This is a genomic window from Blastococcus aurantiacus, assembly GCF_900102425.1.
Taxonomy (GTDB): Bacteria; Actinomycetota; Actinomycetes; order Mycobacteriales; family Geodermatophilaceae; genus Blastococcus; species Blastococcus aurantiacus.
This window is the reverse complement of the sequence record NZ_FNBT01000007.1, coordinates 103,688-127,479: the sequence shown is the minus strand read 5'-3', so window position 1 is coordinate 127,479 and position 23,792 is coordinate 103,688. Positions and strand designations below refer to the sequence as shown.

Annotated in this window: 24 protein-coding genes; 3 read left to right on the top strand and 21 right to left on the bottom strand. The window is 73.8% G+C overall.

Features of this window, described 5'->3' with window-relative positions; all coding sequences use genetic code 11:
• Positions 1-110 precede the first annotated feature (110 nt).
• The 10 genes from rpoZ to pyrR form a co-directional block, all read right to left on the bottom strand.
• On the bottom strand, positions 111-374 hold the full coding sequence (rpoZ, locus tag BLS70_RS15070) for a DNA-directed RNA polymerase subunit omega (protein ID WP_012949163.1): 264 nt from the start codon (positions 372-374) through the stop codon (positions 111-113).
• Between the two features lie 76 nt (positions 375-450).
• The gene (gmk, locus tag BLS70_RS15065) at positions 451-1,038 is read right to left on the bottom strand and encodes a guanylate kinase (RefSeq protein ID WP_091769661.1); all 588 of its coding nucleotides are present in this window, start codon (positions 1,036-1,038) and stop codon (positions 451-453) included.
• Positions 1,039-1,082: 44 nt separating this feature from the next.
• On the bottom strand, positions 1,083-1,409 hold the full coding sequence (mihF, locus tag BLS70_RS15060; RefSeq protein ID WP_091769659.1) for an integration host factor, actinobacterial type: 327 nt from the start codon (positions 1,407-1,409) through the stop codon (positions 1,083-1,085).
• Positions 1,410-1,724: 315 nt separating this feature from the next.
• Positions 1,725-2,531: an orotidine-5'-phosphate decarboxylase gene (gene pyrF, locus BLS70_RS15055; RefSeq protein WP_091769657.1), complete on the bottom strand. Its 807-nt coding sequence runs from the start codon at positions 2,529-2,531 to the stop codon at positions 1,725-1,727.
• A complete protein-coding gene (locus tag BLS70_RS15050; RefSeq protein ID WP_255362491.1) occupies positions 2,528-3,913 on the bottom strand; it encodes a beta/alpha barrel domain-containing protein in 1,386 nt (461 codons plus the stop codon). Before BLS70_RS15050 ends, pyrF begins: the two co-directional genes overlap by 4 nt.
• A complete protein-coding gene (gene carB, locus BLS70_RS15045; protein WP_091769655.1) occupies positions 3,910-7,239 on the bottom strand; it encodes a carbamoyl-phosphate synthase large subunit in 3,330 nt (1,109 codons plus the stop codon). The genes BLS70_RS15050 and carB overlap by 4 nt, the downstream gene beginning before the upstream one ends.
• Complete coding sequence (carA, locus tag BLS70_RS15040; RefSeq protein WP_091769653.1) at positions 7,239-8,405, bottom strand: glutamine-hydrolyzing carbamoyl-phosphate synthase small subunit; 1,167 nt, start codon at positions 8,403-8,405, stop codon at positions 7,239-7,241. Before carA ends, carB begins: the two co-directional genes overlap by 1 nt.
• A gap of 76 nt (positions 8,406-8,481) precedes the next feature.
• The gene (locus BLS70_RS15035) at positions 8,482-9,786 is read right to left on the bottom strand and encodes a dihydroorotase (protein ID WP_091769651.1); all 1,305 of its coding nucleotides are present in this window, start codon (positions 9,784-9,786) and stop codon (positions 8,482-8,484) included.
• Positions 9,783-10,703, bottom strand: coding sequence for an aspartate carbamoyltransferase catalytic subunit (locus tag BLS70_RS15030; RefSeq protein ID WP_091769649.1), 921 nt, complete (start codon positions 10,701-10,703; stop codon positions 9,783-9,785). Before BLS70_RS15030 ends, BLS70_RS15035 begins: the two co-directional genes overlap by 4 nt.
• Positions 10,700-11,341 (bottom strand): bifunctional pyr operon transcriptional regulator/uracil phosphoribosyltransferase PyrR, encoded by a 642-nt coding sequence (pyrR, locus tag BLS70_RS15025; RefSeq protein ID WP_091769647.1) that lies wholly within the window; start codon positions 11,339-11,341, stop codon positions 10,700-10,702. Before pyrR ends, BLS70_RS15030 begins: the two co-directional genes overlap by 4 nt.
• A gap of 238 nt (positions 11,342-11,579) precedes the next feature.
• On the opposite strand from pyrR, the gene bldD reads away from it, so the two are divergent.
• From bldD to BLS70_RS15010, 3 genes are all read left to right on the top strand, one after another.
• Entirely contained in the window at positions 11,580-12,134 is a 555-nt protein-coding gene (gene bldD, locus BLS70_RS15020) for a transcriptional regulator BldD (protein WP_091769645.1), read from the top strand.
• Positions 12,135-12,329: 195 nt separating this feature from the next.
• Positions 12,330-13,283, top strand: a complete 954-nt coding sequence (locus BLS70_RS15015) for an ABC transporter ATP-binding protein (protein WP_091769642.1) — start codon at positions 12,330-12,332, stop codon at positions 13,281-13,283.
• Positions 13,280-14,344 (top strand): ABC transporter permease subunit, encoded by a 1,065-nt coding sequence (locus BLS70_RS15010; RefSeq protein WP_091769640.1) that lies wholly within the window; start codon positions 13,280-13,282, stop codon positions 14,342-14,344. Before BLS70_RS15015 ends, BLS70_RS15010 begins: the two co-directional genes overlap by 4 nt.
• Positions 14,345-14,412: 68 nt before the next feature.
• Here the strand turns inward: BLS70_RS15010 and nusB are convergent, their stop codons facing one another.
• From nusB to ruvX, 11 genes are read right to left on the bottom strand one after another with little or no spacing between them, the layout of a single operon-like run.
• Entirely contained in the window at positions 14,413-14,820 is a 408-nt protein-coding gene (gene nusB, locus BLS70_RS15005; protein ID WP_091769638.1) for a transcription antitermination factor NusB, read from the bottom strand.
• A gap of 34 nt (positions 14,821-14,854) precedes the next feature.
• Positions 14,855-15,415 (bottom strand): elongation factor P, encoded by a 561-nt coding sequence (gene efp / locus BLS70_RS15000; RefSeq protein ID WP_091769636.1) that lies wholly within the window; start codon positions 15,413-15,415, stop codon positions 14,855-14,857.
• On the bottom strand, positions 15,415-16,536 hold the full coding sequence (locus BLS70_RS14995) for a M24 family metallopeptidase (protein WP_091769634.1): 1,122 nt from the start codon (positions 16,534-16,536) through the stop codon (positions 15,415-15,417). The genes efp and BLS70_RS14995 overlap by 1 nt, the downstream gene beginning before the upstream one ends.
• Positions 16,533-16,967 (bottom strand): type II 3-dehydroquinate dehydratase, encoded by a 435-nt coding sequence (gene aroQ, locus BLS70_RS14990; protein WP_091769632.1) that lies wholly within the window; start codon positions 16,965-16,967, stop codon positions 16,533-16,535. Before aroQ ends, BLS70_RS14995 begins: the two co-directional genes overlap by 4 nt.
• Positions 16,964-18,022 (bottom strand): 3-dehydroquinate synthase, encoded by a 1,059-nt coding sequence (gene aroB, locus BLS70_RS14985; RefSeq protein WP_091769630.1) that lies wholly within the window; start codon positions 18,020-18,022, stop codon positions 16,964-16,966. The genes aroQ and aroB overlap by 4 nt, the downstream gene beginning before the upstream one ends.
• Positions 18,019-18,552, bottom strand: a complete 534-nt coding sequence (locus BLS70_RS14980; protein WP_091769628.1) for a shikimate kinase — start codon at positions 18,550-18,552, stop codon at positions 18,019-18,021. Before BLS70_RS14980 ends, aroB begins: the two co-directional genes overlap by 4 nt.
• On the bottom strand, positions 18,549-19,742 hold the full coding sequence (gene aroC, locus BLS70_RS14975) for a chorismate synthase (protein ID WP_091769626.1): 1,194 nt from the start codon (positions 19,740-19,742) through the stop codon (positions 18,549-18,551). The genes BLS70_RS14980 and aroC overlap by 4 nt, the downstream gene beginning before the upstream one ends.
• 40 nt (positions 19,743-19,782) lie before the next feature.
• Positions 19,783-20,445, bottom strand: coding sequence for a prepilin peptidase (locus tag BLS70_RS14970; protein WP_091769624.1), 663 nt, complete (start codon positions 20,443-20,445; stop codon positions 19,783-19,785).
• A gap of 9 nt (positions 20,446-20,454) precedes the next feature.
• Entirely contained in the window at positions 20,455-21,276 is an 822-nt protein-coding gene (locus tag BLS70_RS14965; RefSeq protein WP_091769622.1) for a shikimate dehydrogenase, read from the bottom strand.
• Between the two features lie 7 nt (positions 21,277-21,283).
• Entirely contained in the window at positions 21,284-23,143 is a 1,860-nt protein-coding gene (mltG, locus tag BLS70_RS14960) for an endolytic transglycosylase MltG (protein ID WP_091769620.1), read from the bottom strand.
• Complete coding sequence (gene ruvX / locus BLS70_RS14955; protein WP_255362490.1) at positions 23,140-23,703, bottom strand: Holliday junction resolvase RuvX; 564 nt, start codon at positions 23,701-23,703, stop codon at positions 23,140-23,142. The genes mltG and ruvX overlap by 4 nt, the downstream gene beginning before the upstream one ends.
• Between the last annotated feature and the right edge of the window lie 89 nt (positions 23,704-23,792).

The window sequence follows — 23,792 nt, the reverse complement described above, 5'->3', positions numbered from 1 at the left end:
GACGCCCCCGGCCGGAGCCGGGGGCGTCGTCATCACTTCTGGCTACGGCCGCGTCGCAGGGGCCCACGCCGAGCATGCGAGGCGTGGGGGCGACGAGGTCCTTCTGCGGCCTAGTTCTCGCCGGCGGTGTGGGTCAGCAGGCCCTCGTTGATCTCGCGGAGCGCGATCGAGAGCGGCTTCTCCTGGGGAGCGGTGTCCACCAGCGGACCGACGTACTCCAGCAGGCCCTCGGAGAGCTGGCTGTAGTAGGCGTTGATCTGGCGCGCGCGCTTGGCGGCGAAGATGACCAGGCCGTACTTGCTGCTGGTGCGCTCGAGCAGCTCGTCGATCGGCGGGTTGGTGATGCCCTCGGGGGCAGGTGCGACTCCGGACACGGGCGGGCGTGCTCCTCAAACGTTGTCGGCAGGAAGCGTCCGGCGGGGCCGCCGGCGGTGCTCTTCCTCGTGGGCGCTACTCCCCCGGCACGAGTCCGGGCGAGGGCGCAGTCAGCAAGCCTACCAACTCGTCCGCCGCGCGGGCCACGTCGTCGTTGACGACCACCCGGTCGAACTCACCGGCGGCGTCCAGCTCGGCCTGCGCGATGCGCAGCCGCGCCTCCTGGACCGCCGCGGGTTCCGAGCCCCGTCCGGCCAGCCGGCTCTGCAGCTCCGCCCAGGACGGCGGCGCCAGGAAGACCAGCTGGGCCTCGGGCGCCCGCGCCCGGACCTGCCGCGCGCCCTGGAGCTCGATCTCCAGCAGAGCGGGCGCCCCGGCGGCCAGCCGCTCGCGCACCGGGGCCACCGGGGTGCCGTAGCGGTTGCCCGCGTACTCGGCCCACTCCAACAGGCCGTCGGTCTCGATCAGCCGGTCGAACTCGGCGTCGGAGACGAAGTGGTAGTGGACGCCGTGGGTCTCGCCCGGGCGCGGACGACGGGTGGTCGCGGACACCGACACCCACACGTCGGGGTGCCTCCGCCGGACCTCGGCCACCACGGTGCCCTTGCCGACCCCGGAGGGTCCGGAGAGCACGGTGAGCCGTGCCGGTGTGTTCGATGCCACTCGTCGTCCTCGTCCGGGTCGTGCTCCGCGCGCTCCGGGACGGGTCAGACGACCTGGTCGCCGCCGAACTCCGTCTCCAGCGCACGGCGCTGGTTGGCACCCAGCCCCCGCACGCGGCGCGTCGGGGAGATCTCCAGGCGCTCCATGATCTTCGCAGCCCGCGCCTTGCCGACTCCCGGGAGGGACTCCAGGACGGCCGAGACGCGCATCTTGCCGATGACCTCGTCGGTCTCGCCCTGCTTGAGGACGTCGCCGACGGTCGCACCCTTGCTCTTGAGCCGCTCGCGCAGTTCGGCGCGCGCCTTGCGGGCAGCAGCGGCCTTCTCGAGTGCGGCGGCGCGCTGCTCCGGGGACAGGTCGGGAAGGGGCATGGTGCAACCCAATCGTGTCGTCGCCGGCATCGGTGCCCGGCGGGTCTGCTCGCGGATTGGAAGGGGACGTAGGACGTGCGGGAAGAGCCTCGCGACCTGCGCAGTGTCGGGCAAATCCGCAGGTCACGACACCGTGTGTCGAGCGGTCCGCACCACACCCCGGCGCGTTCACCCGCAGTCCACCACCGCGCTCACCCACGGTGATCGGCGCAGGTCACGACCTGATGCGGACGGTGCTGTCTCGCAATTGCCGGGGCCGCACGGCTCGGCCCCCCAGCGCGACACGCCGATGGCGCGACACGCCGCAGAACCGGCCTACCGCGCTAGCGCTGCGGCCCATCGCTGCGCGGCTGCGCGGAGCGCGGCGACGTCCGGCCCAGCAGCGAGGACGTCGCGCGAGACGGTCGGCACCACGAGCGTCCCGGTGCCGAACAGCCGCCTCAGGTCCTCGGGCGAGCCCCCCTGGGCACCCAGGCCCGGCGCGAGGACCGGCCCGCCCAGCCCCGTGAGGTCGACGTCCAGCTCGCTCAGGGTGGCGCCGACGACGACGCCGAAGGAGCCGGCCGGCGTTCCGGCGTTCCAGCCGCGCACGGTGTCCACGACCCGCTGGGCCACCGACGGTTCGCCGACGAGCTGCAGGGTGCCGGCGTCGGGGTTGCTCGTCCGCGCCAGCACGAAGAGCCCTCCGCCGTGCGCGCGGGCGGTGTCGACCGCCGGCTGCAGCGAGCCGGGGCCGAGGTAGGGGCTGACCGTCAACGCGTCCACGGCCAGCGGGTGGTCGGGGCGCAGGTAGTCGGCGTAGGCGTCCATCGTGGAGCCGATGTCGCCGCGCTTGGCGTCCAGCAGCACGAGGGCACCGGCGGCCCGGGCCCCCGCGACGCCGTCCTCCAGTACCGCCAGCCCTCGCGAGCCGTGCCGCTCGTAGAAGGCCAGCTGCGGCTTCAGGACGGCGACCGAGCCGGCCAGGGCGTCGACGACGGCGTCGGTGAACCGCGCAAGGCCGTCGGGGCTGTCGGGCAGCCCCCACTTCTCCAGGAGCGGCGCGTGCGGGTCGATGCCCACGCACAGCGGGCCGCGAGCGGTCACCGCCTCGGCGAGGCGCTGTCCGAACGGCTGGCTCACGGGGCCTCCACGGCTCGGGGCAGGGTGGTCCCCAGCTCGGCGACGCAGGCCGCCGCCAGGAAGGGGTCCGCGAACGCGCCGGCCGCGGACTGCACGGCGTCCGCGCCGAGGCCGAACAACGCCTCGAACGAGGCGGTATCGGTGACCCCACCCATCGCGAGGACGTCGAAGGGCGCCCCTCCCGCGTCGCGCAGTGCGACCAGCCGGCGGGTGAAGTCCAGGGCCGGCTCCCGCACCGCGATGCCGGACAACCCGGCGAGCTCGCGCCCGGGGAAGGTCGGCGTGCCGTCGCGGCGGCGCACCCGGCTCTGCACGGTGTTGATCCCCGCGATGCCGTCGACGAGGGAGGCGAGCTCGGGGACGAGGGCGCTCAGCCGCGGCTCGTCCAGCCAGGAGAGCTTGGCCACCAGCCCGGTGCGGTCGTCCAGCGCCCGGCGCACGGTGTCCACCACGGTCACGGTCGCGCCAGGGTCCAGGCACAGCGGCGGCTTCACCCCGGAAGCGGTCCGGTCGAGCGTGTTCGGGCACGAGAGGTTGAGCTCCACCACCGACGCCCCGGCCTCCTGGGCCATGAGCGCCGTGCGGGCGAAGTCGGCCGCGAGGTCGGCGACCCGGCCGGTGCCGTCGGCGTCCTCCCCCATCACGCTCACCAGCAGCAGCTGCTCGTCACCGACAGCCTGCAGGGCACGCTCCAGATCGGCCATCCACTCCTCCGGCTCCGGCGAGGGGACGCCGAAGGAGTTGACACTGCTGACCTCCGGGCTGCCCGGGGGCACCCAGTCCCACGGATCCGCCACGACGTCGGCGTCCGCCCCCGGGGGCAGGCTCGCGGTCTCCCGCGCCGCGAACACCCAGTTCGGCTGCTCGTTGGGCGGATGGGCGCGGCCGCGGACCGTCTTGTAGGTCAGCACGTTCCAGCCGTTGGCGACGTTGTGCCGCACCCAGGCCTCGCTCCCGTTGAGGACGCAGGCCGGCACGCCGATCGGAAATCCGATCCGGCGTCCCAGCAGCGGCCAGCGCCGGGTCCCCGCCGTGGGCCGCCCGGGCTGCCGAGGACCCAGCGGGCGGGCGAGGTTGTCCCGGAAGCCGCCCAGCAGGTCGTACATGGGGCTGAGAACGCCGTGGACGGCGAGCAGATCGGCCTGCCCGGCGAGGTACAGAACGCGGGTCAGCAGCGGCAGGTCGCCGCCGTGGACCGCCCCGGACGCGAGCCGCCCGGCCAGGCCGTCGACCTCGGCCGCGAGCGCGTCCAGCTCCGCCCGGGGCGGCTGCCCGAACCGGGTGATCCCCGCGAGGAACGCCGCGGGCAGCCCCGCCACCAGCCCGCGGCCCACGACGTCGTCGCGCAGGCGCCGGACGGCGTCCGGCGACGACGTCGTCACTGCCCGGTTCCCGAGAAGGTGCTGGGGCCGCCGTGCGTGCCGCCGGCCAGCGCCGCGTGCACCTCCTGCAGGCTGCGCACCCCGATGCCGCCCAGGCGGAGCGCCTCGATGCCCTGCACCGCGGCGGCCATGCCCTGCACCGTCGTGATGCACGGGATGCCGGCGGACACGGCGGCGGTGCGGATCTCGTAGCCGTCGAGACGCGGACCGCTGTTGCCCGGCGCCCCGAACGGCGTGTTCACGACCATGTCGACGTCGCCGGCCAGGATCGCCTCGACGACGTTGCCCGGGCCCTCGCTGAACTTGCCCACGACCTCCGCGGCCACGCCGTTGCGCCGCAGCACCTGCGCGGTGCCGGCCGTGGCGAGGATGCGGAATCCCAGGTCGGCCAGCCGCTTGACCGGGAAGATCGCCCCCCGCTTGTCGCGGTTGGCCAGCGACACGAAGACGGTGCCCTCGGTCGGCAGCGAGCCGTAGGCGGCCGCCTGCGACTTGGCGAAGGCGGTGCCGAACTCGGTGTCCAGGCCCATGACCTCGCCGGTGGACTTCATCTCCGGCGAGAGCAGGGTGTCGACGCCGTACCCCTCCACGGTCCGGAAGCGGTTGAAGGGCAGGACCGCCTCCTTGACCGCGATCGGTGCGCCCTCGGGGAGGTCGGTGCCGTCGCCGGTCGCCGGCAGCACGCCCGAGGCGCGGAGCTCGGCGATGGTCTCCCCCACCGCGATGCGGGCGGCGGCCTTGGCCAGCTGCACCGCCGTGGCCTTGGAGACGAAGGGCACCGTACGGCTGGCCCGCGGGTTGGCCTCGATGACGTAGAGGATGTCGTCCTTGATCGCGTACTGGACGTTCATCAGGCCACGGACGCCGATGCGCTCGGCCAGCTTCTCGGTGGCCGCCCGGATCTTGAGCAGGTCCGCGGTCCCCAGCGTGATCGGGGGCAGGGCGCACGCCGAGTCGCCGGAGTGGATGCCGGCCTCCTCGATGTGCTCCATGACCCCGCCCAGGTACAGGTCGGTCCCGTCGTAGAGGGCGTCCACGTCGATCTCGACGGCGTCCTCCAGGAACCGGTCCACCAGCACCGGGTGGTCGACGCTGACGTCGGTGGCCTTGGCGATGTAGGCCTCGAGCGTGGCGTCGTCGTAGACGATCTCCATGCCGCGGCCGCCCAGCACGTAGGAGGGCCGGACCAGCACCGGGTAGCCGATGCCGGCCGCGATGGCCCGCGCCTCGGCGTAGGTGGTCGCCATCCCGTGCTTCGGCGCGAGCAGCCCGGTGTCCGACAGCACCCGGCTGAAGGCCCCGCGGTCCTCGGCGTCGTCGATGGCCTCGGGCGAGGTGCCCAGCACCGGCACGCCGGCGTCCTTGAGCCGCTGCGCCAGCGCCAGCGGCGTCTGGCCGCCGAGCGTGCAGATGACCCCGGCGACCGGCCCGGCCGCGCGCTCGGCCTCGACCACCTCGAGGACGTCCTCGAACGTCAGCGGCTCGAAGTACAGGCGGTCGGCGGTGTCGTAGTCGGTGGAGACGGTCTCCGGGTTGCAGTTGACCATCACCGCCTCGTAGCCGGCGTCCTGCAGCGCCATCACCGCGTGCACGCAGGAGTAGTCGAACTCGATGCCCTGCCCGATCCGGTTCGGACCGGAGCCCAGGATCAGCACCGCCGGCTTCTCGCGCGGCTCGACCTCGGTCTCCTCGTCGTAGGAGGAGTAGTGGTACGGCGTGCGGGCGGCGAACTCCCCGGCGCAGGTGTCGACGGTCTTGTAGACCGGCCGGATGCCCTGGCGCCAGCGCAGCGACCGGACACCGTCCTCACCGGCCAGCTCCGGACGGAGCGCGGCGATCTGCCGGTCGGACAGCCCGAACCGCTTCGCCCGGCGCAGCACCTCCGGGGTCAGGGACGGCGCGTCGCGGACCTCGTCGGCCACCTCGCGGACGAGCGCGATCTGGTCGACGAACCATGGGTCGAAGCCACTGGCCTCGGCGACCTGCTCGACCGTCGCCCCGGCGGCGAGCGCCTGCTCGGCGGTGTAGAGCCGGCCGTCGACCGGCGTCCGCAGCGCCTCCAGCAGCTCGTCGGCCGTCCGGGTGTCCTCCGGACCGGTCCAGAAGCCCGCGACCTTGGTCTCCGTGGAGCGCATGGCCTTGCCCAGGGCCTCGGCGAAGTTGCGGCCCATCGACATGACCTCGCCGACGCTCTTCATCGTCGTGGTCAGCCGGGGGTCGGCCCCGGGGAACTTCTCGAAGGCGAACCGCGGGATCTTCACGACGACGTAGTCCAGCGTCGGCTCGAACGCGGCCGGGGTGACCCCGGTGATGTCGTTGGTGATCTCGTCCAGGGTGTAGCCGATGGCCAGTTTGGCGGCGATCTTCGCGATCGGGAACCCGGTGGCCTTCGACGCCAGCGCGCTGGAGCGGGAGACGCGCGGGTTCATCTCGATGACGACCAGCCGGCCGTCGGCGGGGTTGACGGCGAACTGGATGTTGCAGCCGCCGGTGTCCACCCCGACCTCGCGCAGCACGGCGATGCCGACGTCGCGCATCTTCTGGTACTCGACGTCGGTGAGCGTCATCGCCGGGGCAACGGTCACCGAGTCGCCGGTGTGCACGCCCATCGCGTCGATGTTCTCGATCGAGCAGATGACCACCACGTTGTCGCTGCGGTCGCGCATCAGCTCGAGCTCGTACTCCTTCCAGCCCAGCACCGACTCCTCGATGAGGACGGTGTGCACCGGGGAGTCGGCCAGCCCGTGGGAGGCCATCCGGCGGAGCATCGCCTCGTCGGTGGCGAAGCCCGAGCCCAGCCCGCCCATGGTGAAGCTGGGCCGGATGACGACCGGGTAGCCGACCTCGTCGGCGGTGGCCAGCGCCTCCTCGACGGTGGAGCACACCGTCGAGCGGGGGGCGTCGGCGCCGATGGAGCGGACGATGTCCTTGAACAGCTGCCGGTCCTCGCCGCGGTTGATCGCGTCGACGTCGGCACCGATGAGCTGGACGCCGTACTTCTTCAGCACGCCGTTCTCGTAGAGACCGATGGCGATGTTGAGCGCGGTCTGCCCGCCGAGGGTGGCCAGCAGCGCGTCGGGGCGCTCCTTGGCGATGACCTTCTCGACGAACTCCGGGGTCAGCGGCTCGATGTAGGTGGCGTCGGCGACCTCGGGGTCGGTCATGATCGTCGCCGGGTTGCTGTTGACGAGGCTGACCCGCAGCCCCTCGGCGCGCAGCACGCGGCAGGCCTGCGTGCCGGAGTAGTCGAACTCGGCGGCCTGGCCGATGAGGATCGGCCCGGAGCCGATGACCAGGACGTGCTTCAGGTCGGTGCGCTTGGGCATCAGGCCTTCTCCCCCGTGCTGTGCTCCACCACGGGCGCCGGTCCCCCGGCGTGCGCGTCCCCGGTGCGGGCGGACTCCATCAGGTCGACGAAGCGCTGGAACAGCGGCGCCGCGTCGTGCGGCCCGGCGGCCGACTCGGGGTGGAACTGGACGCTGAACGCCGGGGTCTCCAGCAGCCGCAGGCCCTCGACCACGTCGTCGTTGAGGCCGACGTGGCTGACCTCCACCGGCCCGTAGGGCGTGTCGGTGGGCCGGTCCAGCGGGGCGTCGACGGCGAAGCCGTGGTTGTGGCTGGTCACCCGCACCGTGCCGCTGACCCTGTCGAGCACCGGCTGGTTGAGCCCTCGGTGGCCGAAGCGCAGCTTGTAGGTGCCCAGGCCCAGGGCCCGGCCCAGGATCTGGTTGCCGAAGCAGATGCCGAACAGCGGACGGCGCGCGTCGAGCACGCCCTTCACCGCCTCCACCGCGTAGTCGGCGGCGGCCGGGTCGCCCGGGCCGTTGGAGAGGAACACCCCGTCGGGGCCGGCCGCCAGCAGCTCCTCGGCCGTCGCCGTCGAGGGCAGCACGTGCGTCTCGACGCCGAGCGCCGCGAGGTGCCGGGGGGTGGCGGTCTTGATGCCCAGGTCGAGGGCGGCGATGGTGAACCGCTTCTCCCCCACCGCCGGGACGACGTAGGCCTCGCCGGTGCTCACCGTCGGCGCCAGGTCCGCGCCGGTCATGCCCTCGGCGGCCGTGACCCGCGCCAGCAGCTCCTCGGCCCCCAGCTCGGTGCTGATGCCGGCCCGCATCGCCCCGCGGTCGCGCAGGTGGCGGGTCAGCGCGCGGGTGTCGATGCCGCTGATGCCCACGATGCCCTGGGCGACCAGTTGGTCGTCCAGGCTGCCGGTCGACCGCCAGTTCGACGTGCGGCGGGCGGGGTCGCGGACCACGAAGCCGGCCGGCCACATGCGGCGGCTTTCGTCGTCCTCGTCGTTCACCCCCGTGTTGCCGATGTGAGGGGCCGTCATGGCCACGATCTGACCGGCGTAGCTGGGGTCGGTCAGCGTCTCCTGGTAGCCGGTCATGCCGGTGGCGAACACCGCCTCGCCGACCGTCGTCCCGACCGCGCCGTAGGTCTCGCCCCGGAACGTCCGTCCGTCCTCGAGCACGAGGATTGCCTGATTCACTCCGCCCACCGTTCGGCTCCGCGGTCGTTCCGCTCCTCGCTCGCAGACCTCGCTGCGATGCTCACTTCCTGTCGCCTCACCGTGTTGCCTTTCCGTCGAGCACCGTCGCGGTCCCCCGGAGGAACGTCGCGACGATCCGGCCGGGGAGCTCCCGGCCGGCATAGGGACTGTTGCGGCTGCGGCTGGCCAGCGCCGCGGGGTCGACCGTCGCGCGGGCCGCCGGGTCGACCAGGACCAGGTTCGCGGGCTCACCGGGAGCGATCGGGCGGCCCTGCGACCGGATGCCCAGGCCGTCCAGGCGGCCGATCGCCGCGGGGCGCACCGACATGCGGTCGGCGACGCCGGCCCAGTCGAGCCGGCCGGGCTCGACCATGGTCTCGATGACCACCGCGAGCGCCTGCTCCAGCCCGAGCATGCCGGGCCGGGCCTGCGCCCACTCGCTCTCCTTGTCCTCCACCGCGTGGGGGGCGTGGTCGGTGCCGACGGCGTCGATCGTGCCGTCGGCCAGCCCGGCCCGGAGCGCCTCGACGTCGGCGTCGGTGCGCAACGGCGGGTTGACCTTGAAGACCGGGTCGTAGCTCTCGGCGCAGGCGTCGGTGAGCAGCAGGTGGTGCGGGGTGACCTCGGCGGTCACCTGCACGCCGCGGGACTTCGCCCAGCGCAGGATCTCCACCGAGCCCGCCGTCGAGACGTGGCAGACGTGCAGCCGGGCGCCGACGTGCTCGGCCAGCAGCACGTCGCGGGCGATGATCGCCTCCTCCGCGGCGGCCGGCCAGCCGGTGAGGCCGAGCTTCGCGGAACGGTCGCCCTCGTGCATCTGCGCGCCGACGGTGAGCCGCGGCTCCTCGGCGTGCTGGGCGACGACGCCGTCGAAGGCCTTCACGTACTCGAGCGCCCGGCGCATGAGCGCGGGGTCGGCGACGCAGTGCCCGTCGTCGGAGAAGACCCGGACGCGGGCGGCCGAGTCGGCCATGGCGCCGAGCTCGGCCAGCCGCTCGCCCTTCAGGCCGACGGTGACCGCACCCACCGGGACGACGTCGACCAGGCCGGCCTCCTGCCCGAGACGCCAGACCTGCTCGACGACGCCGGCGGTGTCGGCCACCGGGTCGGTGTTGGCCATGGCGTGCACCGCGGTGAACCCGCCGAGCGCCGCGGCCCGGCTGCCGGTCTCCACGGTCTCGGCGTCCTCGCGGCCGGGCTCGCGCAAGTGGGTGTGCAGGTCGACGAGGCCGGGCAGCGCGATCAGGCCGGCGGCCTCGACGACCTCGGCGCCGGTCGCATCGAGGGAGTTCCCGATGGCGGAGATGCGGCCGTCGGTGATGTGGATGTCGACGGGGTCGCCGCCGAGGGGCCGCGCCCCCTTGATCAGGTAGCTCGTCACTGGGGTGCGCCTCCGAGCAGCAGGTAGAGCACGGCCATGCGGGTGGAGACCCCGTTGGCGACCTGCTCGACGATCGTGGAGCGGGCGGAGTCGGCCACCTCGGCGGCGATCTCCATCCCGCGGTTCATGGGGCCGGGGTGCATGACGATCGCGTCGTCGGGCAGCGCCCCCATCCGGCGGGCGTCCAGGCCGTAGCGGCGGCTGTACTCCCGGGCGCTGGGGAAGAACGAGGCGTTCATCCGCTCGGCCTGCACGCGCAGCATCATCACCACGTCGACCTTGGGCAGCACGGCGTCCAGGTCGTAGGAGACCTCGGCCGGCCAGCTCCCGACACCGACGGGCAGCAGGGTGGGCGGGGCGACCAGCGTGACCTCCGCGCCCAGGGTGTGCAGCAGGCCGACGTTCGAGCGGGCCACCCGGCTGTGCAGCACGTCGCCGACGATCGCCACCCGCACGCCCTCGACCCGGCCCAGCCGCTGCCGGATCGTGTAGGCGTCCAGCAGCGCCTGGGTGGGGTGCTCGTGGGTGCCGTCACCGGCGTTGACCACGCTGCCGCGCACCCAGTTCGCCAGCCGGTGTGGCGCCCCCGACGAGGAGTGCCGGACGACGACGGCGTCGGCGCCCATGGCCTCCAGGGTCAGCGCGGTGTCCTTGAGGCTCTCCCCCTTGGAGACGCTGCTGCCCTTGGCCGAGAAGTTGATGACGTCGGCGGAGAGCCGCTTGGCGGCCAGCTCGAAGGAGATGCGCGTGCGGGTGGAGTCCTCGTAGAAGAGGTTCACCACGGTGCGCCCGCGCAGCGTGGGCAGCTTCTTGACCTCGCGGCCGGCGAGGGCCTGGTCGATCTGCGCCGCGGTGTCCAGTACCAGCGTCGCGTCGTCCCGGTCGAGGTCGGCGGCCTCCAGCAGGTGCCGCTTCACGGCTCGTCCACCCGCCCCGCCACCCTTTCCTCGGTGACCAGGACCTCGTCGACACCATCGGTCTCGACCAGCCGGACCGACACCTTCTGGGTGCGCGAGGTCGGCAGGTTCTTGCCCACCAGGTCGGCGCGGATCGGGAGCTCCCGGTGGCCGCGGTCGACGAGCACCGCCAGCTGCACGGCCTTGGGGCGGCCCAGGTCGCGCAGCGCGTCCAGGGCGGCCCGCACCGAGCGGCCGGAGTAGAGGACGTCGTCGACGAGGACGACGAGCCGGTCGTCGATGCCCCCGGCCGGCAGCTCCGTGGGCTCCAGGGCGCGGACGCCGCGGCGGCGGAGGTCGTCCCGGTAGAGCGTGATGTCCACGGTGGCGACGTCGACGGTCACCCCGGAGAACGCCTCGATCCGGGCCGCCAGGCGCCGGGCGAGCGGCGCGCCACGGGTGGGGATGCCGACCAGGACGAGGTTGGCGAGACCGGCGGTGGTGTCGCCGGCGTCGGCGTCGGTCGCGGCGCGCTCGATGAGCTGGTGGGCCATCCGGTCGACCATGCGGGCGACGTCGGCGGCGGAGAGGACCGAACCCGGCGACGGGTCGCCGCTGGAGGGCGCCGCGTTCCGGGCAGGCTGGGCAGAGCTGGCCATCAGGCCTCCTTCCCCGCCTCACTGGACGGGTCGTTAAAGGAGTGGGTGGACCTGCCCCCGACGGTACTGCACGGCGGAAACCGGTCCGGTTCCGGTGCGGAACCCCAGGTCGGTGGCCCGGCGCTTCTCCACCATCGTGGAGCCGGGCGCCCGACCGGGTGTTGCGCGCGGCCGTCGACCAGTACGCTCAGTGACGATCAGGACCTTCCCCAGACGACGCACAGTGAGCAGGAACGCGATGAGCACCGACTACTCACGGGCCCTGGGCGCCCGGCTCCGCGCCATCCGCAACCAGCAGGGTCTGTCCCTGCAGGGGGTGGAGGACAAGTCGCACGGCCGCTGGAAGGCAGTCGTCGTCGGCTCGTACGAGCGCGGCGACCGCGCCGTCACCGTCCAGCGCCTCTCCGAGCTGGCCGTCTTCTACGGCGTGCCGGTCTCCGAGCTGCTGCCCGACCCGCGGCCGAGCTCCGCGGTGACCTCCAGCAGCAAGATCGTGCTGAACCTCGAGTCGCTGGGCTCGCTGCCCGCCGACGAGGCCGGCCCGCTGGCCCGCTACGCCTCGACCATCCAGGCGCAGCGGCACGACTACAACGGCAAGGTCCTCTCCATCCGCGCCGAGGACCTGAAGTCGCTGGCGATCATCTACGACATGAGCCCCGACGAGCTCACCTCGCGGCTGATCGAGTGGGGCGTCATCTCCGCCGGCATGGACAGCGTCGTGGGCTTCGGCGGCCCCGACGACGACGACGAGGAGCTCAACCCCGACTGGGAGCGCCGCCGCGCCCCGCGCTGACGGGAACACCGTCGAGGGGCCCCCGCCGATCCGGCGGGGGCCCTTCGTCGTCATCCGGCCGCCGGCCGGCTCTACGGCGAGGCGGTTGCGGTCCGTAAGCACTCCGACACGCGGCCTGATCGGCGCTCCGATGTGCTCCGCTGTGCCAGTCTGCTGCCACCCGCGGCGCTGGGCCTCGGAGCAGGGAGCCACCCCATGCCGGCCGTACAGCTGACCGCGGTGTCCAAGAGCTACCGACGTCGCGGGCGTCCCCCGCAGAGGGCGCTGGACAACCTGGACCTCCTCGTGGAGTCCGGTGGCGTCCACGGGTTCCTCGGGCCGAACGGCTCGGGCAAGACCACCACGATCCGGGTGCTCCTCGGCCTGGTGTCGGCCGACGCGGGCGGCGGTGAGATCCGCCTGCTCGACCAGCCGGTGCCGTCGGGCCTCCCCGACGTGATCGGCTCGGTCGGCGCACTGGTCGAGACGCCGCTGTTCTTCCCGGGCTTCTCCGGCCGGCTCAACCTGCAGCTGCTCGCCGAGGCCGCCGGAGTGTCGAAGGCCCGCGTCGAGGAGTGCCTCGAGCTGGTCGACCTCCGCAGCCGCGCCGACGACCGCTTCAAGGGCTACTCGCTCGGCATGAAGCAACGGCTCGGCATCGCCGCGGCCCTGCTCAAGGCGCCGCGCCTGCTCATCCTCGACGAGCCCAGCAACGGCCTGGACCCCGCCGGCATCCGCGACGTCCGCGAGCTCATCCGCCGCCTCGGCCGCGACGGCCACACGACCGTCCTGCTCTCCTCGCACCTGCTGGCCGAGATCCAGCAGGTCTGCGACTCGGTGTCCATCCTGGCCCGCGGCCGCTGCGTGGCCTCCGGACCGGTGGACGAGGTGCTCGCCAGCCGCGGCACCGGCGACGTCCTCGTGCAGATCGCCGACCCGGCCGCCGCCGCCGGGGTGCTGCAGGGGGCCGGCTTCTCCGTCTCCCCCGCGGACGGCGCCCTGATGGTCCACTCCGTCGCCACCCCCAGCGACATCACCCGCGTCCTGGCCGGGTCCGGCCTCTACCTCGAGGAGCTGAGACGGGTGACCCCCGACCTGGAGAGCGCCTTCCTCGCCATCACCGGCGACCAGCCGCACGACGGGCCCACCGCGCCCGGGACCGCGGCGTGAGCGCCGTCGTGGAGCAGCCGTCGCCCCGGCCCACCGACCCGGTGACGGCCCGGTCCAGCTTCGGCAGCCTGCTGCGCTCGGAGCTGCACCGCTTCCGGTCCCGCCGGTTCATCCAGGTGGTGCTGATGCTGGCCGTGGTCGGCTGGATCGTCGTCACCGGGATTGCCCTCACCCAGTACGGCAACCCGGGTGCCGACGAGATCGCCCGCGCCGAGCAGCAGATCGACGCCGACGTGGCGATGAGCGAGCAGTACCGGGAGCAGTGCCTGGCGGAGACCGGCGAGGCCGGCACGGGCGGTCCACCCCCTGGGACCTCGGCCGAGGAGTTCTGCGGGCCGGAGCAGACCCGCGAGGACTACGAGCTCGCCTGGTACCTGGACACCGCGCCGTTCGACTTCGCCTCCTCCGGCTTCGACGGGGCCCTCACCTTCGCCGGCATCGGTGCCGTCGTCGCCGCGCTCGTGGGCGCCACCTGGATCGGCGCGGAGTGGTCCTCGCGCTCGCTGGTCGCCCTGCTGTTCTGGGTGCCGCGCCGGATGCAGGTGATCGCCGCCAAGGCGGTGGTCCTCGTCGCGGCGGCGGCCCTCATCGGGGTGGTGGCCCAGGCCGGCTGGCTGGCGATGTCGGGCATCCTGCGCGCCTTCGTCGGTCTCGACGCCGACCTGCCCGACGGGTTCTGGAGCGATCTGCTGCAGACCCAGGCCCGCGGTGTGTTGCTCACCGTCATCGCCGCGCTGCTGGCCTTCGGCCTGACCAACCTCGTGCGCAACACCGGCGCCGCCCTGGGCATCGCGTTCGTCTACCTGGTCATCGGCGAGAACCTGGTCCGGGCCATCCGCCCCCTGTGGCAGCAGTGGCTGCTCAGCAGCAACGCCCTCGGCCTGGTCCAGCAGGGCGGGTACACCATCACGACCTACGGCGACCAGCCCGACGCGTCCGGGATGGTGGAGACGACGGAGTACTACCTCGGCCACCTGCAGGCTGGGGTGTTCCTGGCCGCCGTGACCGTGGTCGTTGTCGCCGTCGGCACCGTCCTGTTCGCCAAGCGCGACCTGCACTGAGCGCCGCGAGTGCGCGCTTCCCCCCGTCTCACGTCACGCGAGAGGTGGGGAAGTGCGCACTCGGCGCGTCAGGCGGTGGGGACCTCGGCGGCGAGGATCGCGCCCAGGACGCCGTTGACGTAGGCCGGCGAGTCGTCGGTGGAGAGCGTCTTGGCCAGCTCCACCGCCTCGTCGATCACCACGGCGTCGGGGACGTCGTCGGCCCAGAGCAGCTCGTAGACCGCCATGCGCAGGATCGCGCGGTCGACGTCGGGCAGCCGGTCGATCGACCAGCCCGAGGCGTGCGTGTCGATCAGCTCGTCGATGCGCCGGGCGTTCTCGTCGAAACCCTCGACCAGGCGGATCGTGTGCTCGGGCACCGGCGGGTTGCCGTCGGCGACGCGCTCGCCGAGCAGCTCCCGTCGGTTGCGGCCGCGGACGTCGGCCTCGTAGAGGACGTCGACGGCGCGCTTGCGTGCCTTGCTACGTGCGGCCATCAGCGGGCGGACCGGGTGTGGACCAACAGCCGGCTCAGTTGGCGCGGCCGAGGTACCGGCCGTCGCGGGTGTCGACCTTGAGCTTCTCGCCGGTGGTGATGAACAGCGGGACCTGGATCTCCGCGCCGGTCTCCAGCGTCGCCGGCTTGGTGCCACCGGTCGAGCGGTCGCCCTGCAGACCTGGGTCGGTGTGCGCGACCACGAGCTCCAGGGTCACGGGGAGCTCGATGTACAGCGGCACGCCCTCGTTCACCGCGACCATGGCCTCGGTGTTCTCCAGCATGTAGTCCGCCGCGCCGCCGACCGTCGCCGCAGGCACGGTGATCTGGTCGAACGTGTCGCCGTCCATGAAGACGAAGTCGGCGCCGTCCTTGTACAGGAAGGTCATGTTCCGCTTGTCGACCGTGGCCGTCTCGACCTTCAGGCCGGCGTTGAACGTCTTGTCGACGACCTTGCCCGAGAGCACGTTCTTCAGCGTGGTGCGCACGAACGCACCGCCCTTGCCGGGCTTCACGTGCTGGAAGTCGGTGACGGTCCAGAGCTGGCCGTCCAGCTTCAGGACGATGCCGTTCTTCAGGTCGTTGGTGGTAGCCATCAGAGAACCAGCAGTTCCTTGCTCGTGAGGGTCAACAGTTCGGGCGCGTCGTCCGTGACGACCAGGGTGTCCTCGATCCGGACACCGCCGTGGCCGGGCAGGTAGACGCCCGGCTCCACGGTGACGGCCATGCCGGCAGCAAGGGTACCCGCGCCCAGCGGCCCGATCCCCGGCGCCTCGTGGATCTCCAGCCCGACACCGTGCCCCAGTCCGTGGGTGAAGTGGCCGCCGTGCCCGGCCTGGGCGATGACGTCGCGGGAGGCGGCGTCCACCGCGACGACGTCGGCACCGACGGCCAGTGCCGCCCGTCCCGCCGCCTGCGACTCGGCGACCAGGGCGTAGATCTCGCGCTGCCAGTCCGCGGCGTGCGTGAGCACGACCGTGCGGGTCATGTCGGAGTGGTACCCGTCGACGGTGGCGCCGAAGTCCAGCTTCAGGAAGTCGCCGTCGCGCAGCACGGTGGCGTCGGGCCGGTGGTGCGGGATGGCCGAGTTCGCGCCGGCGGCGACGATCGTCTCGAACGAGGGCGCCTCGGCGCCCAGCGCGAGCATGCGGGCGTCCAGCTCGCGGCCGACCTCCAGCTCGGTCCGCCCCGGCCGCAGCGCCCCCTCCGCGGCGAGCTCGGCCAGCGCCTGGTCGGCGACCGCGCAGGCGCGACGGAGTGCGTCGATCTCCCCGTCGTCCTTGATCGCGCGCTGCGCCTCGACCGCGCGGCGGACCGACTCCAGCTCCGGCACGGTGCCGCCGGCCACCGCGTCGGCGAGGACCGAGCGCAGCTGCTCCAGCCCGTCGACGGTCAGGTCGTGGGACTCGAAGCCGAGCCGGCCGGTGCCGCTGCGCACGGCGGCGCGCGCCAGTGCCGGCACGGTGCCGCGGTCCACCAGCACCTCGACGTCGGGGACCTGGGCGGCCGCCTGGGTCGTGTAGCGGCCGTCGGTGCCGAACAGGTCCCCGCCACCTGAGGAGCTGCCGTCGGTGCGCACGAGCAGCGCGCCGTTCGAGCCGGTGAACCCGGTGAGGTAGCGGACGTTGAGCAGGTTGGTGACCAGGACGGCGTCCAGTCCGCGCTCGGCGGCTGTGGCCCGCAGCGCGTCCCGGCGTGCCGCGGCGCGTCCGCTCACCGGTGACCCCGCAGCGACATCCACTGCAGCGCGAGCACGTAGCCCTCCACACCCAGGCCCGCGATGACGCCGTCGGCCACGGCGGAGACGTACGAGTGGTGCCGGAACGCCTCGCGCTTGTGGATGTTGCTGATGTGCACCTCGACCAGCGGCGTGTTCAGCGCGGCGAGGGCGTCGTGCAGGGCGACCGAGGTGTGCGACCACGACGCCGGGTTGAGGACGACGGGGTGACCGGCGTCGGTGGCCTCGTGGATCCAGCGCAGCAGCTCGGCCTCGTCGTCGGTCTGGCGGACCACGACGTCCAGCTCGAGCTCCCGCGCGGTCGTCTCGATGACGTCGACCAGCTGGGCGTAGGTCGTCGAGCCGTAGATCTCCGGCTCCCGCGTGCCGAGCCGGCCGAGGTTGGCGCCGTTGAGGACCTGGATCGTCATGCGTTGTCTCCGTTCACGGCGGCCCAGGCGGCGTCGAGCCAGGACTGGTCGGGGTCGGTCAGGATCCGGGGGTTGCCGATCCCGTCGAGGACGACGAAGCGCAGCGTCGCGCCGCGGGCCTTCTTGTCCACGCGCATGACCTGCTGCAGCTGCACCCAGTCCCCGCGGTAGGTCGTCGGCAGGCCCATGGCGGTGATGAGCTCGCGGTGCCGCTCCACCTCCGCGGGGGTGAGCAACCCGGCCTGCCCGGCCAGCTCGGCGGCGAAGACCATGCCGACGGCGACGGCCTCGCCGTGCCGCCAGCCGAAGTCCTCGATCCGCTCGATCGCGTGGCCCAGCGTGTGCCCGTAGTTGAGGAACTCCCGGACGCCGGTGTCGCGCAGGTCCTGTCCCACGGCGTCGGCCTTCACCTGGACGGCGCGCGCGATGAGCTCCTCGGTGTCGCGGCGGCCGGTGGGGTCCTCCCCCAGCAGCCGCAGGATCTCGCCGTCGGCGATGAAGCCGCACTTGACCACCTCGGCCAGCCCCGAGCGGAACTCCGCGTCGGGCAGCCCGGCCAGGGCGTCGGTGTCGGCCAGTACGGCGGCCGGCGGGTGGAAGGCGCCGACGAGGTTCTTGCCCGCCGAGGTGTTGATGCCGGTCTTGCCGCCGACCGCGGCGTCGACCATGCCCAGCAGGCTGGTGGGCACCTGCACCACGCGCACGCCGCGCGCCCAGGTGGCGGCGAGGAAGCCGGCCAGGTCGGTCACCGCTCCCCCGCCCAGGCCGACGACGGCGTCGGTGCGGGTGAGCCCCAGCCGGCCGAACTGCTCCCAGGCGCCGGCCGCGACCTCGGCGGTCTTGGCGGCCTCGCCGTCGGGCACGACGATCGCCTCGGCGGCGACGCCGGCGGTCTGCAGCGTCTCGACCGCGGCACCGGCTGCCGCCTTCAGCGGCGGCGAGTGCACGACGACGGCGCGGGCGGTGCCGTCGAGCACCAGCCCGAGCCGGGCCTGCGCCCCGGCCCCGATGAGCACCTCGTAGGGCCGCTCACCGGCGACCTGGACCTGCCTCATCGGGGGTCCCCTCCCAGGATCAGTGCCAGCACGTCGGCGACCACCTCGTCGGTCGTGCGGTTGCTGGTCGGCACGGTGGCGGTGGCCACCTCGCGGTAGAGCGGCGCGCGGTCCTCGAGCATCGTGCGCAGCATGGCGCGGGGGTTGACCGCCAGCAGCGGCCGGTCGCGGGACAGGCCCACCCGCTTCGCCGCCGAGGGCAGGTCGACGTCCAGCCAGACGACCACGCCGCCACCGCCTCCGTGGGCGACGAGCAACTGCCGCGTGTCGGCGTGCATCACCGCACCGCCGCCCAGCGCCAGCACGCCGTCGTGCTCGGCCAGCGCGAGTGCCACCGCCGCCCGCTCCAGGTCCCGGAAGTGCGGCTCGCCGTGCTCGACGAACAGATCGGCGACACTGCTGCCCGTGGCGTCCTCGACGTCCCGGTCGGTGTCGCGGAACGCCACGCCGAGCGCGGCCGCCACCGCGGTGCCCACCGTCGTCTTGCCCGACGCCGGTGGGCCGACCAGCACCAGCAGCGGGCCGGTCACCGGAGCGGGAGCGAGTCGAGGTAGGCCCGCACGTTGCGGCGGGTCTCGGCGACCGAGTCGCCGCCGAACTTCTCCAGGACGGCGTCGGCGAGGACCAGCGCCACCATCGCCTCCATCACCACGGAGCCCCGGGGCACGGCGCAGGCGTCGCTGCGCTGGTTGATCGCGACGGCGGGCTCCTGCGTGGCGACGTCGACGGTCTGCAGCGCGCGCGGCACGGTGCTGATCGGCTTCATGGCGGCGCGCACGCGCAGCACCTCGCCGTTGGTCATGCCGCCCTCGATGCCGCCGGCGCGGTCGGTCAGGCGCTGCACCCGCTTCGCGCCGTCGGGCCCGTCGGCCAGCACGATCTCGTCGTGGGCCACCGAGCCGCGGCGCCGGGCGGTCTCCAGGCCGTCGCCGACCTCCACCGCCTTGACCGACTGCACGCCCATGAGGGCGCCGGCGAGCCGGGAATCCAGCCGCCGGTCCCAGTGCACGTGGCTGCCCAGGCCGGGCGGCAGCCCGTGCACGACGACCTCGATGACACCGCCGAGGGTGTCGCCACCTCTCCGGACGTCGTCGATCTCGGCCACCATCGCGGCACTCGTGGCCGGGTCCGCACAACGCACCGGGTCCTCGTCGATGGACGGGTTGTCGTCCGGCCCGGGGAGCAGGCCGTCGGGCGCGGTCACCGGGCCGATGGCGACCACGTGGCTCACCACGGAGACACCGAGGGCCTGGCGCAGGAAGGCCTGCGCGATCGCGCCGAGGGCCACACGGGCCGCGGTCTCGCGGGCGCTGGCGCGCTCGAGCACGGGGCGGGCATCGTCGAAGCCGTACTTCTGCATGCCCGCCAGGTCGGCGTGCCCGGGACGCGGGCGGGTCAGCGGCGCGTTGCGCGCCTGGCCCTCGAGCACCTCGGCGTCGACCGGGTCGGCCGACATGACCGTCGACCACTTGGGCCACTCGGTGTTGCCCACCTGGACGGCGATGGGGCCGCCCTGCGTCCGCCCGTGCCGGACGCCGCCGGTGAGGGTCACCTCGTCCTGCTCGAAGGACATCCGCGCGCCGCGACCGTGCCCGAGCCGGCGGCGGGCCAGCTCGCGGTCGAGGTCGGTGGTCTGCACCTCGACGCCGGCGGGCAGGCCCTCCAGGATCGCGGTGAGCTGCTGACCGTGCGATTCCCCTGCGGTCAACCAGCGCAACATGGGCGCGATTGTGCCAGTACGGCCACCGCCGGCCCGCCACTCACCCCGGGGGCACGGCCCCCAGTGCGAGGGCCAGCACCGCGCCGGCCAGCAGCGGGGGGCCGAAGGGGATCGCGGTGCGCCAGCCGACGCGGCGGGTGGCCAGGAGGAGGACCGAGACGAGCGCACCGGCAAGCAGGCCGAGGAAGACCCCGGCCATGAGCACGCCCCAGCCGAACCAGCCGAGCACGAGGCCCAGTAGCCCGAGCAGCTTCACGTCCCCCAGGCCCAGCCCCTGCGGCGAGACGAACCAGCCGAGCCCGCCGACCAGCACCGCGGTGGTGCCGGCGGCCGCGGCGGTGAGCAGCGCGCCCCACGTGCCGTGCACCGCGGCGTCGACGAGCAGCGCGGTCGAGCACACGGCGTAGCTCGGGTAGGTGACCCGGTCGGGCAGGCGGTGCACGGCCAGGTCGGTGGACGCCAGCACGACCGCCGCGCCGGCGGCCCAGGCCAGGCCCGCGGTGGCCGGCCGCAGCCCGGTCAGCTCCCCCGCCCCGGCGAGCAGCGCGGCGAAGGCGGCCGTCATGACCCCGGTGCGCAGCGGGGTGGGCAGCGCCGCGCCGTCGCGGGCGGCCAGCCGGACCGCGACCCGGGCCAGCCACGGCCCCACCGCCACCGCGGTCACCAGCACGGCTCCGGCGAGCACCGGCCGGGAGAGGTCCACGGTGAGGGGTCAGCGCACGGAGAGCGCGGCGTCCAGTGCCCGGCGCATCTCCGCGATCGGCGCCTGCTGCCCGGTCATGAGCTCGACCTGGACGGTGGCCTGCCAGAACAGCACCTCGGCGCCGCCGATCACCGTGCCGCCGGCGGCGGTGACCCGCTCGGCCAGCGGCGTCGGCCACGGGGCGTACAGCACGTCGAGGACGGTCTGACCCGCCCGCCAGGGCAGGGCGCTGACCGCCGGCTGCCCGGCGACGGGCACGGTGCTGACCACGACCGGCGCGTCGACCTCCGCGCCGTCGAGCGCCGACACGGTCACCGGCACCTGCAGGACGTCGAGCACGCGGACGAGGTCGACGGCGCGCGAGGGGTCGCGGACCACCACGTCGACGTGCCGTGCGCCGAGCGACGCCAGCGCGACGGCGGCAGCCGCGGCGGTGCCCCCGGCCCCGAGGACGGCGGCGCGGTCGACCGACTCGATCCCGGCCACCTGCAGGGCGGTGCCGATGCCGGCGACGTCGGTGTTCTCCGCCCGCCACCCGCCGTCGTCCTCGCGGACGAGGGTGTTCGCGGCGTGCAGCAGCCGGGGCAGCGGCTCCACCCGGTCGGCGACGTCGACCGCCGCCTGCTTGCACGGCATGGTCACCGAGAAGCCGCGCCACTCCTCGTCCAGCCCGGCGAGCAGGTCGGGCAGGTCCTCGGCCCCGACGTCCAGCGCGTCGTAGCGCCAGTCGTCGAGGCCGAGTGCGGCATAGGCCGCCCGGTGCACCAGCGGCGAGAGCGAGTGCGAGACCGGTCGCCCGAGGACCGCAGCCCGCCGGGGACCGTGCGCCATCGCTCCGTCAGCCACCGCAGCCGAGGCCGGCCTCGGCGCACCGCTGCCGGGCGGCCTGGAACTCGGCGTAGTCGGCGGTGAAGAAGTGGTTGCCGTCGGCGCTCTCGAGCACGTAGTACAGCAGGTTTCCGGAGCTCGGGGTCAGCGCCGCCTCCAGGCTCGCCTCGCCGGGCGAACTGATCGGTGTCGGCGTCAGACCCGTGCGCTTGCGGGTGTTGAAGGGCCCGTCGGTCTGCAGGTCGGTGACCGTCAGGTCGTTGCCGCTCTTGTTCAGCCCGTAGGCCAGCGTGGCGTCGATGCCGAGCGGGATGTTCTGCGAGAGCCGGTTGTAGATCACCTGCGCGACGTCGGGCCGCTCCTCGTCCAGCCGGGTCTCCGACTGGATCATCGAGGCGACGGTGACGACGTCGGCCGGCGTGCGACCGGCAGCCGCCGCCCGCGCCTCGAGGTCCAGCCCCGCGGCCACGGTGGTGAACTGCTCCACCATCATCTTGAGGATCTGCGGCGCCGTCTGATCGGGCTCCACGTCGTAGGTCGCCGGGAAGAGGTAGCCCTCCAGCTGGCCGCCGGCGTAGGCCGGCAGCTCGAGCGCGGGGAGGTCGGCCGCGGCGGCCTGCAGCTCCTCGATCGGCTTCCCGGTCTCCGAGGCGACGCGCTCCAGGATCTGCGCCACGGTCAGGCCCTCGGGGATGGTGACCCGGGACAGCACCCGGGACCCTTCGCCGAGGAGCATGTCCAGCGCGGCCGCGCCGCTCATCTGCGAGCGCAGGCCGTAGACGCCGGGCTGGATGCCGGTGGCCTCGGGGCGCCCCTCGGCGGCGTCCACGAACGGACGGGTCGAGGCGATCACGTCCTCGTCGACCAGCGTCCGGGCGATGTCGCTGAGCGTGTCGCCCTCCTGGACGCGGATCTGCACGTCGCCGGCGCCCTGACCGGTGTAGTCCTCGGCGGTCATCAGCCCCATCAGCGCCTGGACGCCGAAGACGATGCCGGCCACCAGCCCGCCGAGCACCAGCACGCTGAGCAGCACGGCCCACGGCCGGCGGCGACGACGGCCGCCGCGCCGGTCGTAGGGAGCCACGGGGATCGCGCCCCCGTGGTCGTCCTCGTGCAGGTCGTCGGGGTGCGGCTCGTCGACCTCCCGTGTGGACCGGCGTCCGCGGCGACCGCTGGGGACCTCGTCCTCGACGTGGGCACCGATGACCTCCAGGCCGCCGGTGCGCTCCCAGGAGTCGGTCTCGCCGTCGGCGGGGTGCTCGCCGTGGCGGTCGGCGTCGTGGCGGTCGGCGTGGAGGTCGGCGTGGTGCTGGCCCGGGTCGTGGCGCTCGGGATCGCGGTCCGGGAACGCGTGCGGGCCGGGGGCGACCGGCTGGGCGACGGTCGCGTCGTCGTCGAGCGGGCCGGTGGCACGCGGCTGCAGCCGGTCCCACACACCGGTCGGGAGCGGCGGGAGGGGCGCGGACGGGTGCTGGGTGTCGGGCGTGGGCCGGTCCGCGGGGCGACCGGCGGCGCCGTCGTCGCCACCGGCGTGCCGGGCGCGCGGGTGGTGGGGGTGGTCGGTCGAGCCGTAGGACCACCACGCGGGCTCGGGCAGCGGCCCGGTCTGGTCGTCGTGCCGGTCCAGCACGCCGGAGACCCGGCGGATGCCGCCGGTGGGGGTACCGGCGTCGGCCCACGGCTCGAACCGCGGCCGCGCGGGGACCTCGCCACCGTGCCGGGGACCGAAGCCGATCCCGCCGGCCGACGGAGAGGGAGTGCCCGGGACGGCCGGCGAACCGCCGGCGGTCCAGGGCAGGGACGGGGTGCCGCCGGTGCCGTCGCCGGCGGAGTGTCGTCCCCGCCGGCCCGGACCACCGGGTTCGGTCACGACCGGGCCCGCCGGCTGTCCAGGTACTGCTGCAGGATGACCACGGCCGCGGCCTGGTCGATCACGGAGCGCTGATTGCGGCTGTCGATGCCGCCCTGACGCAGGTGACTTGCTGCGGTCACGGTCGAGAGCCTTTCGTCGATCAGGTACACCGGCACATCCGCTATGCGGTCGGCCAGTGCCTGAGAGTAGGCGGCGGCGTCCTCGGCGGACGCGCCCGACGCACCTGACAGATGCCTCGGCTCCCCCACCACCACCTCGGTCACCTCGTGTTCCACCACGAGCGCGGCGAGGCGGTCGAGATCGGACTCGTCCTTGGCGCGCCGCAGCGTCTCCAGCGGGCTGGCGAGCGTGCCGGTGGGGTCCGACAGCGCCAGTCCGACCCGCACGGTGCCGACGTCCACGCCGAGCACCCGGCCGGTCTGCCGGGCTGGCGCCGGCGGCTTCGGCGGCACCTTGAGGTGCGCCGGCCAGCCACCCGACAGGTCGATCTCGGCCGTCTCGTTCGAGACCGGGGGAAAGCCCTGGCTGAGGTCCAGCTCGGTCGTCGGGTGGTGCACGGGTGCACTCCCGGGAGCCTGCCGGGGCCGCGCCGGCGGAACAGCCGGCAGCTCGCGCCGTCGGCCCCCGACCGGACCGGTGTCCTCGG